The following is a 16,129-nucleotide window of genomic DNA, read 5'->3' on the forward strand; positions in this document are numbered from 1 at the left end:
GAATGAACGTTGCTCCGCGCTATCGCTCAACACATCGAAGCGTCGTCACCGGCGTGCCCCGACTTGACAATAGGGACTCACCGTTCGCGGCACCGCCGTTACGCCAATATCGAACGCGCGGGGCAACGGCCCCCAATGGAAGTGGAACGGGTACTCAAAGGAGCGTCAAATGAGCGGCCAATCCGGCGAAGACAAGCTGTATCACCCACGGATTTCCGAGCACGGGGCATCGGACGAATCTCACGCTCGTGAGACGGACAAGCATGCCCATTCCACCGAGCATAGGCGCGACGCGCATACTCATCACCATCAGGTTCAGGAAGAACACGTTCATCGCGCAGATTCACTTCGCGACCCGGTCTGTGGAATGACGGTGACCGATGCGTCACGCTTCCGCTGCGAACACCATGCCAGGTGGTACACGTTCTGCAGCGAGGCTTGCCTGGCGAAATTCCAGGCTGCGCCGTCCAAGTACGTCGAGCCCTCGACCATTGAGCAACCGCAAGCAGTTCCCGGGGGCACCCTCTACACGTGCCCGATGCACCCGGAAATTCGCCAGGACCATCCCGGGCAATGTCCAAAGTGCGGCATGACACTGGAACCGATTCTGCCCAGCGTTGACGAAGGCGAAAATCCCGAATTGGTCGATTTCCGACGTCGATTCTGGTGGACGCTGCCACTGACCATCGTAGTGTTCGTCCTGGCGATGTTCGGCCATCGTTTCGAATTGATGGATGTTCGCAGCGAGAGCTGGGTCGAATTCATTCTGTCGACGCCGGTCGTCTTGTGGGCAGGCCTGCCGTTTTTCGCGCGATGCGCGCGTTCGTTCATGAACCGCAGCCCCAACATGTGGACCCTCATCGGGCTCGGAACAGGTGCGGCGTATATCTACAGTGTCATCGCCACCATCTTCCCCGGTGTGTTTCCTGAAACGTACAGCATGCACGGCCGAGTCAGCGTGTATTTTGAAGCTGCGGCAGTCATCATTTCGCTGACGCTACTCGGACAATTGCTCGAACTTAAGGCCCGCTCGCAAACGTCCGCAGCCATCAAGGCGCTACTGGGGCTCGCGCCCAAGACGGCGCGCCGCATTAACCCGAACGGCTCCGAGGAAGACATTCCGTTGTCCCACGTGCATGTAGGCGACCAGCTTCGGGTGCGGCCAGGCGAGAAAGTCCCAGTGGATGGTGTCGTGACTGACGGCACGAGCTCGTTGGACGAGTCCATGATTACAGGCGAGCCCATTCCGGTCACGAAGCGTGTCGGCGACCACGTCATTGGCGCGACGATGAACGCAACGGGCAGTCTGGTCATTCGCTCGGAGAAGGTCGGCTCGCAGACTGTGCTCTCGCAAATCGTGCAGATGGTCGCGCAGGCTCAGCGGTCTCGCGCGCCCATGCAGCGGATGGCGGATAAGGTTGCGGGAGTATTCGTCGTCGGGGTCGTCAGCGTCGCGTTTCTGACATTCCTCCTGTGGGGCATATTCGGGCCGGAGCCCAGCTGGGTGTTTGGCCTTATCAACGCTGTCGCAGTGCTCATCATCGCGTGTCCATGCGCGTTGGGGCTCGCGACGCCGATGTCCATCATGGTGGCGAGCGGCAAAGGTGCTACCACGGGGGTTCTCTTTCGGGACGCCGCTGCCATCGAGAATTTTCGAAAGGTCGATGTCCTGATTGTGGACAAGACCGGGACGCTGACCGAAGGGCGTCCTGCGTTCGAGCGGGCTGTCGGAACGAACGGACACTCGGCCGATGAAGTGCTTCACCTGGCCGCCAGTCTCGACCAAGGCAGCGAACACCCGCTCGCGGCTGCAATCGTCGCTGCGGCACGCGAGAAAGGGGGGCAGCTGGACCGAGCGGAAAAATTCGAATCCGTGACGGGCATCGGCGTGCGCGGGCTGGTCGCCGGTCGACGGCTGGCGTTGGGCAATACCGCGCTCATGCAGACTGACCAGGTGTCCGTCGAGTCGCTAGCGAAGGAAGCAGACCGTATGCGAGCGCAAGGTGCGAGCGTCATGTACCTGTCAGTCGATGGCCGTTTGGCCGGTTTGCTTGCGGTCGCCGACCCAATCAAGGCCACCACGCCGGAGGCGCTTGCGACGTTGAAGGAGAACGGCATCCGAGTCGTCATGGCGACCGGCGATGGGGTGGTAACGGCCAAGGCCGTCGCCGAGAGACTCGGTATCGACGAATATCACGGCGAGGTCAAACCGGCCGACAAGCTCGACTTGGTGACGAAGCTCCAGCAGGCCCGGCATGTTGTGGCGATGGCTGGCGACGGCATCAACGACGCCCCGGCGCTCGCGAAAGCCGATGTCGGCGTTGCCATGGGAACAGGCACGGACGTGGCGATGAGCAGCGCGCAAGTGACGCTCGTCAAAGGCGACTTGCGCGGCATCGCACGAGCGCGAGAGCTGTCCGAGGCAACGGTCGCGAACATGAAGCAAAACCTCGGCTTCGCGTTCGTGTACAACGCGCTTGGGGTTCCGTTGGCGGCCGGGGTACTTTACCCGTTCACAGGATTGCTGCTGTCGCCGATGATCGCGGCGCTTGCGATGAGTTTGAGTTCCGCGTCTGTCATCTCGAACGCGCTGAGGTTGCGTAACGCCAAAGTTTGAGCGGCGATACCGCATGCGAGCCTTTCGGACTGTTTCCTTAATGAAACCTTGCCACCGCTCGCTTTGTGAATCTCGTACGGACTGAAGATAGATGTCAGGGGGGTTGGAATTAAACAGCGTCTCCATGGCCTCGACCAGGCGGATCGCCAGCAGTCTCTCCGGAGAATCCGCAGCCGGACCCTAAAGCAAACCTCCTCTACACGACGGTCGATTCCACGATGGCGCATCACCATACGCGATTGAAGCACCACCTGCCCTTGCAAGCAGTTTCTCATCCGGTTCTCCCGCACCTCGGGAGGCGCGCCGGTTTGAACGACACCGAACCGGAACAGCAGGTCGGGTAGCGCTCGCTACAGCACTGACCGCTGCCACTTGTCCTTAAAATTGACGAATTCCTTTTTTCTCACCCTCCACTCGCCCGCGTCGTTCTTCATGGTGATTCGGAATATCGCCAACATCCCGACGGTTTGACGAATGATGAAAACCACCTCTCCACCGGTGGATTCCACGCCATCTTCAACGTCAGTTTCAGGGTCGTATGTCGGCGGATCCGAGCAACCCAAGTCAATCAGACGACCTTGGTTTGTCTTATCCTGCAATGTCCATCTCTCGAAAATTCCCGAAAGCGCCTTCCGAGCACACTCGTCAACTTCCGATACGTCGAGCCCGCCCTCCAAGGCATTGCGCTTCTGCTTATAAAAATCCTTTTCCCAATGATTCATTTCCGACATGAATGATCTCAATGCCGTTCGCGCCCGCACAAAATCATCATCCGTCATCTTCAATCTCTCATGATTGAGAATATCGCCCACAACCAACCAGGGAGCCGGCAGCAGGCCCGTCGATATCTTACCGTGCAGGGTCGGCGGGCCTTTGAGTCGGTCGCATGCTTGCGGAATGGGACGCGCGCAACGAGCAGCAGGCGGCTCGACTTCGCTCCGCACAAGTCTCTCGGAAATGTTCAATGAATTGGCACTGGCCGCGCGGCGATCAAAGGGCGGCCGTGGGAAAAATTCCGGTGACGTCCAATGTGCACGCGACGCAGAGCGCTTTCATTTGGCACCAACATCAGCCGAACGGCGGCAACGACCATGCATCGCCTGACGGACACCCTCCGGTCAATTCCCGGAGGCGGCCGAACCGGCACGAACGAAATGATGCTCCATCCTCGTGCGCAGCACGCCATCGAGCGCGGCAAGTCGATCGCGCAGCCGAACCGCTTGCCCTTCCGTCATTTCCCCGAGAACGATCTTTTGCTCGAGAACGTCGCCACAGCGGGCGATGGCCCACCGGTCGACCGTGGCGGTTTCGCCTTCGAGTACGGCAGCCGCTGTCGACACGATGCCCGGATTCAATCCCGAAACGAGATGAACCGTATGCGTGAGCGTGAAACCGGGAAGGAGGTGCGACCAGTCTTCACAGACGGTCTGGCGGGAAGCAGCGGTATCCTGGCGCATGATTGCTCCGGTTGAGTGGTTATCGAACCGGTGCCAGCCATGCTGCTCCCGTTTCGTTGCCGTAAATCGGCCGCATCGCCTCGAGGGCGTCCACCTTGCCCGGGAGGGCAGGTTGGCGTCGGATAACCCGACTCTGGATGCTTGATTTCTCTCGTTCGACATTCCGAACGATGGTTCATTATATCGAAAAGCACGCGTAGCGCAAGAAGTGTCGGGAGAGCGGCACTCTAGCCGGATGACCTCACCGATCCAGCCCTTGTAAGCGACGCGACAGGAAGAGCTGTGTCAGCCCTCCTCACCGCCCTCCAACCACCCCGAAACCTACGCCCTCACGCGATATACCTGTTCTTGATCCGAATATCCCGCCCCTTGAACGGCCCCGTATCGTGCTCATGCAGATGCACGACCACCTGCTTCGGATCGAACAGCCTCGACACCTCGCGGAAATCCTGATTCACGCGCTTCATGCCCTCGACCATCTCGCCGTGCAGCGCCGCATCGTCGAGCGGCATCGGCGCACTGCCCAACGCCCGTTCGAGATGGAGGTGCAGGAAACTCGTCAACTGCGCATCCTCGGTCGTCGCGAGCTGGAACGTGCTGATCGCGTCATGCAGCACCGGCGAAGCGGACAGAACCTGCTCGATGTCGGACGGGAACACTTTCGCGCCATAGAACGGCACGCTCGAATCGTTGCGGCCGTACACGAACAGGAACGGGAAATGGCTGGTCCGCGCGGCAAAATCCTGCAGGCGCATGCCATGCGCCGACAGACGCCTGTTCAGCTCGCGGAATCGATACGTCCCACCCGAATCGCGAATGTTGTACCGGATCTTCGGCGCCGCGCCCGACTGCCGCCCGATGGTCACCAGCAGTTCGCCATCGTCATTCGTTTCGATCACGTAATCGAGCGCGTTGTACTGGAAGATCATCGGCGGCGTATCGCGGCCGAACAGCTCGCGGCACAGCTCGGGCCGCGTGAGCAACGCACGCCGCAGGCCGATCGTCGTCGGCGTCTCAACGCCGATGTTGATCTCGAGGTCCGACGCGCCATACGACGAGATCACCGTGCTCGCCTTGCGCAGCAGATGGTCGCGCAACGCTTCCGACAACCCTTCCCCGCCGACGATGAAATCGATGTGGTACGCACTCAGGTCGAGATCGCATTCGTCGACCACCGAGCGGATGAACGGCGGGTAGCCGAATATCAGGTACTGGTATTTCGGCCCGAACAGCTTCAGCGTGTTGATCAGCTTGGCCTTGTCGGGGCCGATCGACTTCATGATGCCGACGTCGACGAGCGACATCGACACGTTCATGCCGGTCGCCCACGGCCCGAGCGCAAAGCAGTTCAGCAGCATCTTGCCGGAGTCGCGGAACACCAGCTGATAGTTCAGTTGCAGGATGCGCTTGACGTCGCTGCGTTCGGCCGCGCTGCGCACCCAGTTGTTCGGCTGCCCCGTCGACCCCGACGATTCGTCGATGACGACACCCGACTTCGGAATGGCACCACCGTAGCAGCGCTGCTCGATCGAATAGCGCTTGATGTAATTCTCCTTGGTCATGGCGGGCAGGTCCGCCAGCCGCCATTTGCCGCCGGCCTTGTAGCCTTCGGCCTTCAGGAACTCGATGTAGGCCGGGCACGACGTGCTCGCCTTGAGGAACGCGACGCGGGCGCGCATGCGGCCGACATAAGCCAGATAGGGCTGAAAAATCGGCGCGTTGAGGAACACATAGAGACGTCCGTCGACGCTGATCACGCGGCGAAGGAACCAGAGCGTCCAGAGAACGGCTTCGAGAAAGAGGCGAATGAGCGTGTTCATGCGGATTGCGGCGAATGGGATGGAACCGGCGCGTCGACGAGGATGTCGGCAAGCGCCCTGCGCTGGCTTTGCGGCGGCGTACGCGAGTAGCCGACCTTGAACACGAGCCATGCGCGGTCGACCCCGGCATGCGTGCTGAACCACGCGGCGGCGTCGGGGTTCGTGACCAGGTTGCCGTACGGATGCAGGTACAGGCCGAGGCTCGTCAGCGCCAGCCAGAAGCGCAGCAGGAAGCGGCCCGACTCGATCGCCTTCTCCGGATTGAAGAAATCGCCGCTCAACACGCCGATCGCCGGAACATGGCCGAGCTGCGACCGGTACCGGCGCTTGAAATAGAAGCGCGTCGGCTTGAACATCAGGATCTTCGACAGACGCGCGGACATCCAGAACTCGGCGCGCGACAGGTTCATGCAGCGCCAGTCGAGACCGTCGCGATGTCGGGCAGTCGAACGTTCCGTGAACCGGAACCAGGCCGTGATCTCGTCGTGGTAGTCCGCGACGTTCATGTCATGAAACACGGCGTCGATGTTCGCCGCGATGATCGGCTCGATCAGTTCCGCACCCGACAGATGCGTATATCGATGCCCCCATTCGTCGGCCAGCGCCGCCAGTTGCGTGACGGCGGCATCCGGCACCGGTGTCGGGTCCATCGAAATACGCGACGTGCGGCGCGCCAGCATCAGCGCAGACGGATCGTCGCGCGACGCATCCGCATTGGTGTTGGCGATGAGCCGCAACGCAGCGAACGGAATCAGCCCCGGCGGCGTCGGCCGGGACAGGATGGCCGCGAATTCCTGCACCGGGCGATGCAGTTGCCATTCGACACGCAAGCCATGCGGTGCCGCGAGCAGATCGATCGCGTCGATGAACATGCCCATCGCGGACAACAGGAACGCGCCGGTCGTGTCTTCTTTCGGTAGCGTGCGCGTGCCGTCGATGAACAGCTCGGCGCAATCGTCCGAGATCAGTTGCACCCGCCATGGCTGAACGTTGTGCGGCGACGGTGCGTGTCGGGCCACGGACAGGATCGTGTGCCAAACAGTAAAGGTTTCCGTGGGAATCCCCGGCATTTCTCGTGGCTTCCTTGTTGTTGTGCGGCTGATTGCCGTTGTGGCGCGAGAACCGGCCCCTCTCAAGACCGGGTGAAGCTGTGCGCATCTTACATGAGGGCCGAGGCAGCCTCACGGATGCCCGGGCGGCAGATCGGCTGCGACACAACCGTCCGCGCCCCGTAGCATCGTCCGCCGTCACATGCGGAGCCTCGTGGCCGGTCGAAGCCCCGCTCGAGAACCCCGCTACTTCGACAAGTGCAGCTTCTTCGACACGACGATGCCGCTCGACTCACTCACCAGCGAGATGTCATGGATATCCATGTGCAACGTGGAGATCCTCGTCGTGATGTCGGTCGGCTCGTCGATACTCGGATCGACATGCTCGGTTTGTTCCGTCAGGTAAGGCCGAACCAGCCGCCCGGAGAAAACGAGTGCGAATTCGCCGCTCGCTCGTGCGTGCTCGGCGGGCGATAGCCGCATGCGGCTACGAATCGCGGTCTTTTTGCCTTGGCCGGAATCGAGTTCGATGATGTCGACGTGCTGGATGTACCCTTTCGCCTTCGCTTCGGGTGCAATCACGAGCCCGCGCCCTCGCGGCCCCGTCGTGACTTTTCTGAGCAGGATGCCCGTCCGGTCGTTGCGCTCTGCGTCGAACAGGTCGACGTCCAGCGTCAACAGGTGCCGGCGTGACGAGTACCTCAGCCCGTACCGCACCGGTACCACGAACGTCACGTCACGATCCAGATCGACGGACGCCAGGTCGGGATTCGGGCCACGCCGGTCGACCGCGCTGGAGACCAGGCCGCGAACCCGGTCGCGCAACGAAGGTGAGAGGGTAGTGATGTGCAGCTTCTTCAGTGCGTCCCGGATTGCAACCGGGTCGTCGCCGGCAATCGGTCGTGCCGGCGACGTGTCGGGATGGACAGCCGACGCGACGCGCGCCGTGCCGTCCGCAGCCTCGGCCGCTGCATGCGCCGCGACCGGCGCCAGCATCATCGCCAGGGCGACGATGCACGCGTAGTTCGAGCGACCCAATGTGGATTTCCGGTAAAACACGACGAACTCCTGATTTTCAACGACGTGCACTATAGGGTGGAATGATCGGCAACGCACCCGCCGTTTGATATTCACGGACGGCCGGCGCGCCCATCATAGGTTCGTCGTCGGCACGGCGGCAGGCCAACGGACACACTACCGTGTTGCCCGGGCGACAACAACCGGCGGGAAACGCGCAGCGCCCCCGTCAGGAATCCGCACACTCATCCCCGCCCGTCCTCGCGCCGATACTCCGCCGGCGCCTTCCCCACCAGCTTCCGGAAGTCGCGCGTGAAGTGCGCCTGATCGAAATACCCCAACGCCTGGGCCAGCTCCGCGAGATCGACCGCCTCGCCGCCCGCGAGCTTGTCCGCGGCTTCGTGCAGGCGATAACGACAGATCACCCATTTGGGCGTCACCCCGACATGGCTGGAAAAGAGCTGCTGCAACGTGCGTTCGCTCAACCCCGCACGCTCGGCCAGGTCGCGCACCTGCGTGAGCCCGATGTCCTGCTGCAGCATCTGCAAGATGGCATGAATACGCTCGACCTGCGGATCGGGCGGCGGCAGCACCCGCAACAGCAGCGCCTCGGCCGCCGCCACCATCCCGGCATCGTCCCCGGCGTCGAGCACGGCCGCTTCGGCTTCCGCATCGCCGCAGCCGAACAGCGTCGACACCGGCAGCACCTTGTCGGTCGTCAGATGCACCGGTTTGCCGAAAAACGCCCGGAACGCGCCCGGCCGGAACCGCAAGCCGATCACCCTGCCGGCGCCCGCGAGCGTCGTCTCGAACGCCCCCGACACCACACCGAAGATCCCCGTCTGCCGCCGGTCGAACACCACATTCACGCACGGATACGGCAGTGTGCGCTGCACGTAAGGCGGCTGGCCGCGCAGATCCCATTCGACGATCCAGTGGTGATCCAGCACGCCGGCCAGTTCGGCTCGCGGGTGATAACGATTGAGACGGAAGCGCTGATTGATCGCCTTCGGGCCGACCACGCCCTTGGGCGTGTCGGTCACGTTACGCAGGTCGGCCATGGTCGGGAACCGGTGAGGTGAAGGCGCAATGATGCACCGCCGCAGCGGGTTTTTCCAAGACGAGGGTGCGCAACCGTCCTACATTCGAATCCCTGCCGACGAACGCACCCACCGGAGCCCGCCATGCCGCAAGACCGTCACCTGACCCTGTTCCACTCTCCGCGTAGCCGCTCGGCCGGCGTGCGGATGCTGCTCGAGGAACTGAGCGCCGACCATGAACTGCACGCGTTCGATCTCTCCACCGGAAAACACCGCGACGCCGAATACCTGCGCATCAATCCGCTGGGCAAGGTTCCCGCGCTGCGTCACGGCGACGTGATCGTCACCGAGCAGGCGGCCGTCTACATGTATGCGGCGGAACTGTATCCGGAAGCCGGCCTGTCGCCGGCGCCGGGCGATTCGCTGCGCGGCCCCTATCTGCGCTGGATGACGTTCTACGGTTCGTGCTTCGAGCCGGCCCTCGTCGACCGATCGATGAATCGCCCGCCGGCGGCCTACTCGACGTCGCCCTACGGCGACTTCGATACCGTCGTCGACACGATCGATGCGCAACTGGCGAAGGGACCTTACCTGCTGGGCGAGCGCTTTACCGCGGTCGACGTGCTGTGGGGCTCGGCGCTGAACTGGACCACGATGTTCAAGCTGGTGCCCGAGACGCCGCGCATTCGCGCCTACATCGATCGCGTGCTTGCGCGCCCGGCCATCCAGCGCGCGCAGGCGGCAGATGCCGCGCTGGCGGCGGAACAGGACAAGGCCAAAGAGGCGGCCGCAGCGGCAGGGTAATCCGTTGGCGGGCCGACCTTGGCCCCGGACCCGCCCGCCGCCCCGTCAAAACACCGTATGCAGCCCCACCCGCGCCACCGTCTGGTTCGCAGAACCTGAAGCCCCGTTCGGATCCAGCACGCCGTTGACCTGCGCATTCGCGCCGCTGTTCGCGCGTTGGTAGTCGGCCGATACATAAACCATCGTCCGCTTCGAAAACAGGTACTGAAGCGCCACACTGACCTGATGCGCGTGGTTGTCGTTCACCGCTTCGTTGCCCTTCATGTACATGTACTTCGCGCCCAGCACGACATCCGGCCTGATGTGCCACAGCCCGCCGGTCTCCGCCATCCACACGCCGGCATCGTTGAACGCGTTGTGCACGGTCGTCACCAGCGCACTCGCGGTCACGGCACCGAAGTCGTAATGCATCCCGACACCCCAGTTGCGCACGCTGGTGGACGGCACGCCGGGCGCGGGACCGTACTTCTCGTTCGTGTAGGCCGCACCGACCCCGAACGCCCCCACCTCGTAGTTCACCCCGGCGCTGACCGCATTGTCCGCACCGACCGAGCCGGCCACCCCGCCGAACGCGTACATCACGCCGCCGGAAAAACCAGCGACCGTCGGCGAACTGTACTTGACGGAATTCGCGATCGGCTTGCTGCCTGCCGTGCGATCCCAATCGAACGCACCGGTCGGATTGTCCGGCAGCGCGAGACGCTGGAACGGGCCATTGCGAAAGCCGTACAGCCCCGAGATATCCCGAGCGATCGCATTGCCCTTCGAAAAGAGCGAATCCACCATGAAGTCGTACTGGTTGCCCAGCGTGATGCTGCCGAACCGGTTGCTTTCGAGGCCCACATACGCGTTGCGGCCGAAAATCCCCGTCCCGATGATGCCGCCGTTCGCCATCGAGAACTGGTTCACGAGCGCGAACGTCGCGCGATACCCGCCACCGAGGTCTTCAGTCCCGCGAAAGCCGAAGAGATTGGGCGCGAATATGCCGTCGTCGAACTTGACGTTCTTTCCGCCGCCCTCGTTGCTGACATAAGAAATGCCTGCATCGATCAGACCGAACATCGTCACGCTGCTCTGTGCCCATGCGCCGTGCGCCACGGCAAGCATCACCACTGCTCCAAACCTGAGTTTCATGTCGTCTCCGTCTTTTTTATGAAAATGCGAGGCCGCCACCCGCTACGTGGCGGGTGCTCGCTCGGTGCCTCAAAGGAAATTGCGTTCATTCAGGCGGAATCGAACAACGCCTGAACCATGGTTAGCTCGACTGATTGATCAATTCGATGACCGCCGCATCGACCCGCCCCGCTCGTACTCGTCGAAGCGCCCGAATCAAGCGCCCCGATGGACGATCCACGCGGTGGAATCCACCTCGACCGTCACGGCCTCCAGCGCCGAACCCGAGCAAGGCCCGTCGATACACACGCCATCGTCGAACCGGAACAGCGCGCTGTGATGGGCGCACATCAACACCTGCGACCGGTAACAGGAAACGCTACCCGGGACGAAATCGAGCGGCACCGAGAAGTGCGGGCAGCGATTCACATACGCCCACACCTGCCCGCCGCGTCTCACGACGATCACGGGACGTCCGATGCAGGCCTCGTCGACGACCCGCGCGCCGCCGTCGGGCACATCGGAAAAACGGCAGAGTTGTCGGGCTTCCATGTCTCACACCCGCTGCTCGGGATTGCCGAGGCTCCAGTCCCACGGCCGCACTTCGACGTGCGAAAACAGCCCTTCCTTCACGTACGGATCGTTGCCGACGAACTGCATCACCGCGTGAATGTCGTCCGCCTCCACGACGAGCAGCGTGCCGTTCATCGCGTCGCCGTGCGGGTCCAGCGTCGGCCCGCCGAGCCGCACGACCACGCCGTGCTGGTCGGCCGAGCGCAGGTAGGTTCGATGAATCGGCCGCATGCGGTCGCGCACGTCGCGCATGCCCGGCTGATCCGTCGCAAACACCGCAAAAAATCGCGCCATGTCGATCAACTCCGGTCGAGGACGAACGCGCGAAGAGGCCGTACCAGGCACCGTACGCGCAGGCGCGCGCCTGGCGTGCCGTCGAAGCCGGCGGCAACCTGCCCGGTCAACCCGGCATCGCCGTCATGGTGGTCATCGCTCATGTCTGTCTCCGTTGACGCGCGAGCCGCTCACTGCGGCGCGCGTCCTTCCCATGCATCCTGAAGCAGCGCGCGAATCGCCGCGCGTTCGATCGGCCGCGGGTTCGCGTACGGGTTGCGACAGGCGAGGTCGGCCGCTTCGTCGAGACCGCTCTCCGGCATCCCGAAGTCAGCGAGCGCAGGTGCGATGCCGAGCCGCGCATTCAGCGCGAACAGCAGCGGGCCGGCTTCGGCTGCGTCGTTCCCGCCCAAGGCGCGCGCCACGCGGCGCAGCGCATCGGGCGCGGCGGCATGGTTGTAGTGCGCGGTATGCGGCAGCATCGCCGCGTGCGTCTGTGCGTGCGGCAGGTTGAAGGTGCCGCCGAGCGTGTGGCACAGCTTGTGGTGCAGCGCCATGCCGACCGCGCCCAGGCAGGTTCCGGCGAGCCACGCGCCGTACAACGCGCGGCTGCGCATCGCGCGGTGTTCCAGATCGCGCACGATCATGGGCAACGCTTCACCGAGCGCGCGGATCGACTCTTCCGCCATCAGGCTGATCACCGGGTTCGCGTCTTCCGCATAGAGCGCCTCGACGGCGTGCGCCATCGCATTGATGCCCGATGCCGCGGAAATGTCCGGCGGCAGCGTCACCGTCAGCGACGGGTCGTAGAGCACCGTACGCGGCAGCACGCGCGCGTCGCGCCCGGTGCGCTTCAGCCGGCCTTCCGTGAGCCCGAAAATCGGCGTCATTTCCGAGCCGGCGTACGTCGTCGGCACGGCCAGGATCGGCAACACCGACTCGAGCGCAATGGCCTTGCCGAGCCCGATCGTCGAGCCGCCGCCGATCGCGACGCAGCAGTCCGCGTCCAGCTCGCCGGCCATCTCGCGGGCGGCATGCGCGACCTCGACCGGTACGTGCATGACCGCCTGCGCACAGATGCCGGCCGCACGCTCGCCCAGGATCGCCTCCACGCGCTCGGCGAGTGGCCGCTGCTCGGGCGTGGACAAGACAAGCGCGCGGCGGGCGCCGAGCGTCGACAGCTCGTCCGGCAGCCTCGCGAGTGCGCCCCATTCGAACACCACGCGGGAAGGCGTGCCCTGATAGACGAAGCGATCCATGGAAAACCTCAGCGCTTGAAGTGCGGCGGCACGTTGCCGTCGACGTTGACCCACACCGATCGCGCTTCCGTGTAGTCGTGCATGGCCTCGAAGCCCATCTCGCGGCCATAGCCCGACTTGCCGACGCCGCCGAACGGGCTGCCCGGATTGACGCGCTTGTAGCAGTTGATCCAGCACATGCCTGCGTTGATCCGCGATGCCATCCGGTGCGCGCGCGAGAGGTCCTTCGTCCAGAGGCCGCTGCCCAGACCGTATTCCGTCGCGTTGGCGATGGCCAGCGCTTCGTCGTCGCTGCCGAAGCGCAGCACCGTGACGAACGGGCCGAACACTTCCTCCTGCGCGACGCGATCGGCGGCGCTCCTCGCTTCGATGACCGTCGGGCGCACGTAGTAGCCGCCGGCGAGCGCCGGGTCCTGCGGCGCGCTGCCGCCCGTGAGCACGCGGCCGCCCTGCTCGCGTGCGACGTCGACGTACGACAGCACGCGATCGAGGTGCTGCTTCGAGGTCAGCGGCCCCATCTCGGTATCGGCGTCGAGCGGGTTGCCGATGCGGATCGACGACGCGAGCGCGACGAATCGCTCGAGGAATTCATCCGCGATGCGTTCGTGCAGCACGAGACGCGAACCGGCGATGCACGCCTGCCCCTGGTTGTGGAAGATCGCCCATGCGGCGCCGTTGATGGCCGCGTCGAGGTCGGCATCGTCGAAGACGAGGTTGGCGCCCTTGCCGCCCAGTTCGAGCTGCACGCGCTTCAGGTTGCCCTGCGACGCTTCGACGATCCGGCGGCCGGTGGCCGTCGACCCCGTGAACGCGATCTTGCCGACCCCCGGATGTTCGGCGAGCCGCTGGCCGGCCGTATGCCCGTAGCCGGGGACGATATTGACGACACCGGCGGGAAACCCGACTTCGGCCATCAGCTCGACGATGCGCAACGTCGACAGCGGCGTGATTTCCGACGGCTTGAGCACGACGGTGTTGCCGGCGGCGAGTGCCGGGCCCATCTTCCAGCTCGTGAACATCAGCGGAAAATTCCACGGCACGATCTGGCCGACCACGCCGATCGGCGCACGCTGCACGTAGTTCAGGAAGCCGGTTTCGACCGGAATCACCGAGCCTTGCAGCTTGTCGGCCATGCCGCCGAAGTAGCGGAAGCAGGCGGCCGTGCGCGGCACGTCGAGCGCACGCGAATCGCGGATCGGGTGGCCGGTGTCCAGCGATTCGAGCCGCGCCAGTTCGTCGGCGTTGGCCTCGATTGCGTCGGCGAGGCGCAGCAGCAACCGGCCGCGTTCGGCGGCCGGCAGGGCCGACCATTTGGGAAACGCACGCGCGGCGGCTTCGACGGCGAGATCGACATCCGCCGCGTCGGCTGCCGCGATCTTCGTGATGACGGAGCCGTCATGCGGGTTCAGCACGTCGATCGTGCCGCGGTCGACGGCGTCAACGAAACGCCCGTCGATGAAGAGTTGGGTTTGCATGAATCGTCCTCGGTACAGGGCTGAAGCGGAAGCGTTTGCGTTGCTCAGAACGCGATCGGATACGGCGCGAGCTCGCCGCTCTCGTAGCGTTGCGGCAGGTCCGGCGTCGCGTTTTCCCAGACGAGCAGCATCGACCGCTTCGTCGAATAGCCTTGATGCCGGATGTCGGCGGGCATCGCGCAGATGTCGCCGGCGCGCATCGTGACGCGTGCGCGCGGTGCGCCGGTGTTCTTGTCGCCGATGTCCCACACGATTTCGTCGGACAGTTGCAGGAACCATTCGACGCGGTCGTTGCCATGGAACACCGGCAGGATGAATTCCTCGGTGGTCGGACAGAACAGGCTGCGCCCGCAGACCGACGTGACCGACGGATTCCACGTGACGTCCGAGCGCGACAGGTACTTGAACAGGTTGAACGCGTGCAGTTCGCCTTCGAAGCCCGGCTCGACATGCACTTCCGGTTCGTCCTGCGCGACGTCGAGGAACGCGCGGTTGACCGGCAGGTCGTCGCGCAGCGGCGAGTCGCCCTCGAGGCCCGGCATGCGGCGCGTCGCGATGCGCGTGCGCTCGATCGCCGCGCCGTTGTCGCCGTGCTTGCGCCCGAACGCTGTGCCCGTTTCCTCGGGCGCCGCGAACGGATCGAAGCCTTCGTTCGTCCAGTCGTGCAGCATCGCCTTGAAGGTCGCCATGATCGTGGGCGTTTCGAAGGTCTCGGTGTAGTCGACGCCGGCATCCTTCAGGATGCCGTTGAACGTGCCCGCATACACGTCCACCGTGCCGTAGTGATTGCGCGTGCCGAACACGTGGTCGAAATTCACCCAGCCGTAGAAGAAGCCCCACGCCACGTCGCGCATCATCGCGCGCAGGAACGCGTCCGCCGGCATCGCATGCGTGCGGGTCCGGCCTTTCGCGGGCCAGCTGATCTTCACGAAGTATTCGTCGCGCTGGAACGCGAATTCGCCGAGCTGGAAGCGGCGGTAGCCGGTGACGGCATCGGCTTCGGTCGATCGCACCAGATCGGCGGCAAAGCCCGTGGAAAGGTCGAGGGTGTCGAGGGTGGCCATAACGTGTCTCCTGGGAATGTCGAATGAGGTCGGACGAATCAGTGCAGGCAGATTTCGGCCCACTTCTCCACGGACAGCTCGCCAAGGACGGTCTGCACCAGCGCGACGCCCGGCCGGCTCGCGGTGAAGCGGTATGCACAACCGGCCGGCAGCAGCGCCTGATGGCCCTTGCGCAGCACGACATACCCCATCTTGCGGCCGGCCGGCTGGGCGCCGGCGCTCACGGTGCCGCGCCCCGACTTCGGCGGCGAATCGAGCTTGATGAAGTCGATCCGGACCTCGCCGTCCATCTGGATCACGAACTCGTCGTGCGGGCACGCGAACCACGGCGACTGGCCGTCGGTCCGCAGCACTTCGATCACGTATTCGAGGTTCTTGCCGGCGACGACCTTTTCATACGGCGCCGATTTCGATGCGACCTCGAACACGTTCGAGAACGCGTAGTGGCGGGCGCTGCCGCTGGTGATTTCGATCTCGCCCTTCCGGTAATGGTCGAGCGAGCCAAAGACGGTGTGGAATGCCGTGTCGGTCATTGCTGTCTCCTGAGTTGAACTGCTTGTTGGATTCA

The 16,129-nt window shown here is 63.9% G+C and carries 16 protein-coding genes and 1 riboswitch; of the genes, 2 read left to right on the forward strand and 14 right to left on the reverse strand.

Annotated features, from left to right (window positions below):
* Nucleotides 1–169 precede the first annotated feature (169 nt).
* Nucleotides 170–2,617, forward strand: a complete 2,448-nt coding sequence (locus ABY44_RS05800; RefSeq protein WP_081072725.1) for a heavy metal translocating P-type ATPase — start codon at nucleotides 170–172, stop codon at nucleotides 2,615–2,617.
* A 350-nt stretch (nucleotides 2,618–2,967) separates the two neighbouring features.
* On the opposite strand, the gene ABY44_RS05805 is transcribed toward ABY44_RS05800, so the two are convergent.
* From ABY44_RS05805 to ABY44_RS05830, 6 genes are all read right to left on the reverse strand, one after another.
* Nucleotides 2,968–3,561, reverse strand: a complete 594-nt coding sequence (locus ABY44_RS05805) for an NTF2 fold immunity protein (RefSeq protein ID WP_155637855.1) — start codon at nucleotides 3,559–3,561, stop codon at nucleotides 2,968–2,970.
* Between the two features lie 174 nt (nucleotides 3,562–3,735).
* On the reverse strand, nucleotides 3,736–4,074 hold the full coding sequence (locus tag ABY44_RS05810) for a hypothetical protein (protein WP_148668956.1): 339 nt from the start codon (nucleotides 4,072–4,074) through the stop codon (nucleotides 3,736–3,738).
* 42 nt (nucleotides 4,075–4,116) lie between these two features.
* Nucleotides 4,117–4,220, reverse strand: a riboswitch (SAM-I-IV-variant riboswitch).
* Between the two features lie 183 nt (nucleotides 4,221–4,403).
* A complete protein-coding gene (locus tag ABY44_RS05815; RefSeq protein WP_049098425.1) occupies nucleotides 4,404–5,894 on the reverse strand; it encodes a phenylacetate--CoA ligase family protein in 1,491 nt (496 codons plus the stop codon).
* Nucleotides 5,891–6,913 carry a hypothetical protein gene (locus ABY44_RS05820; protein WP_196487972.1) on the reverse strand — a complete coding sequence of 341 codons (1,023 nt, stop codon included), beginning with the start codon at nucleotides 6,911–6,913 and terminating at the stop codon, nucleotides 5,891–5,893. The genes ABY44_RS05815 and ABY44_RS05820 overlap by 4 nt, the downstream gene beginning before the upstream one ends.
* A gap of 276 nt (nucleotides 6,914–7,189) precedes the next feature.
* Nucleotides 7,190–8,002 (reverse strand): hypothetical protein, encoded by an 813-nt coding sequence (locus ABY44_RS05825; RefSeq protein ID WP_060171730.1) that lies wholly within the window; start codon nucleotides 8,000–8,002, stop codon nucleotides 7,190–7,192.
* A 203-nt stretch (nucleotides 8,003–8,205) separates the two neighbouring features.
* A complete protein-coding gene (locus ABY44_RS05830) occupies nucleotides 8,206–9,021 on the reverse strand; it encodes a helix-turn-helix domain-containing protein (protein WP_060171573.1) in 816 nt (271 codons plus the stop codon).
* Nucleotides 9,022–9,144: 123 nt separating this feature from the next.
* On the opposite strand from ABY44_RS05830, the gene ABY44_RS05835 reads away from it, so the two are divergent.
* Nucleotides 9,145–9,804 carry a glutathione S-transferase family protein gene (locus ABY44_RS05835; protein ID WP_060171575.1) on the forward strand — a complete coding sequence of 220 codons (660 nt, stop codon included), beginning with the start codon at nucleotides 9,145–9,147 and terminating at the stop codon, nucleotides 9,802–9,804.
* Between the two features lie 45 nt (nucleotides 9,805–9,849).
* On the opposite strand, the gene ABY44_RS05840 is transcribed toward ABY44_RS05835, so the two are convergent.
* From ABY44_RS05840 to ABY44_RS05875, 8 genes are all read right to left on the reverse strand, one after another.
* Complete coding sequence (locus tag ABY44_RS05840; RefSeq protein WP_060171577.1) at nucleotides 9,850–10,938, reverse strand: porin; 1,089 nt, start codon at nucleotides 10,936–10,938, stop codon at nucleotides 9,850–9,852.
* A 195-nt stretch (nucleotides 10,939–11,133) separates the two neighbouring features.
* Entirely contained in the window at nucleotides 11,134–11,469 is a 336-nt protein-coding gene (locus ABY44_RS05845) for a Rieske (2Fe-2S) protein (protein WP_059692768.1), read from the reverse strand.
* 3 nt (nucleotides 11,470–11,472) lie between these two features.
* Nucleotides 11,473–11,784: a YciI family protein gene (locus tag ABY44_RS05850; protein ID WP_021160030.1), complete on the reverse strand. Its 312-nt coding sequence runs from the start codon at nucleotides 11,782–11,784 to the stop codon at nucleotides 11,473–11,475.
* A 5-nt stretch (nucleotides 11,785–11,789) separates the two neighbouring features.
* A complete protein-coding gene (locus ABY44_RS05855) occupies nucleotides 11,790–11,927 on the reverse strand; it encodes a hypothetical protein (RefSeq protein WP_155637450.1) in 138 nt (45 codons plus the stop codon).
* A gap of 27 nt (nucleotides 11,928–11,954) precedes the next feature.
* Nucleotides 11,955–13,022, reverse strand: coding sequence for a maleylacetate reductase (locus ABY44_RS05860; RefSeq protein WP_431640951.1), 1,068 nt, complete (start codon nucleotides 13,020–13,022; stop codon nucleotides 11,955–11,957).
* A gap of 8 nt (nucleotides 13,023–13,030) precedes the next feature.
* On the reverse strand, nucleotides 13,031–14,497 hold the full coding sequence (locus ABY44_RS05865) for an aldehyde dehydrogenase family protein (protein WP_027789804.1): 1,467 nt from the start codon (nucleotides 14,495–14,497) through the stop codon (nucleotides 13,031–13,033).
* Nucleotides 14,498–14,541: 44 nt separating this feature from the next.
* A complete protein-coding gene (locus ABY44_RS05870) occupies nucleotides 14,542–15,561 on the reverse strand; it encodes a hypothetical protein (RefSeq protein WP_060171583.1) in 1,020 nt (339 codons plus the stop codon).
* Between the two features lie 38 nt (nucleotides 15,562–15,599).
* The gene (locus ABY44_RS05875; protein ID WP_027789806.1) at nucleotides 15,600–16,094 is read right to left on the reverse strand and encodes a hypothetical protein; all 495 of its coding nucleotides are present in this window, start codon (nucleotides 16,092–16,094) and stop codon (nucleotides 15,600–15,602) included.
* Between the last annotated feature and the right edge of the window lie 35 nt (nucleotides 16,095–16,129).

It is taken from the genome of Burkholderia sp. ZZQ-2 (genome assembly GCF_050768715.1).
Taxonomy (GTDB): Bacteria; Pseudomonadota; Gammaproteobacteria; order Burkholderiales; family Burkholderiaceae; genus Burkholderia; species Burkholderia cepacia.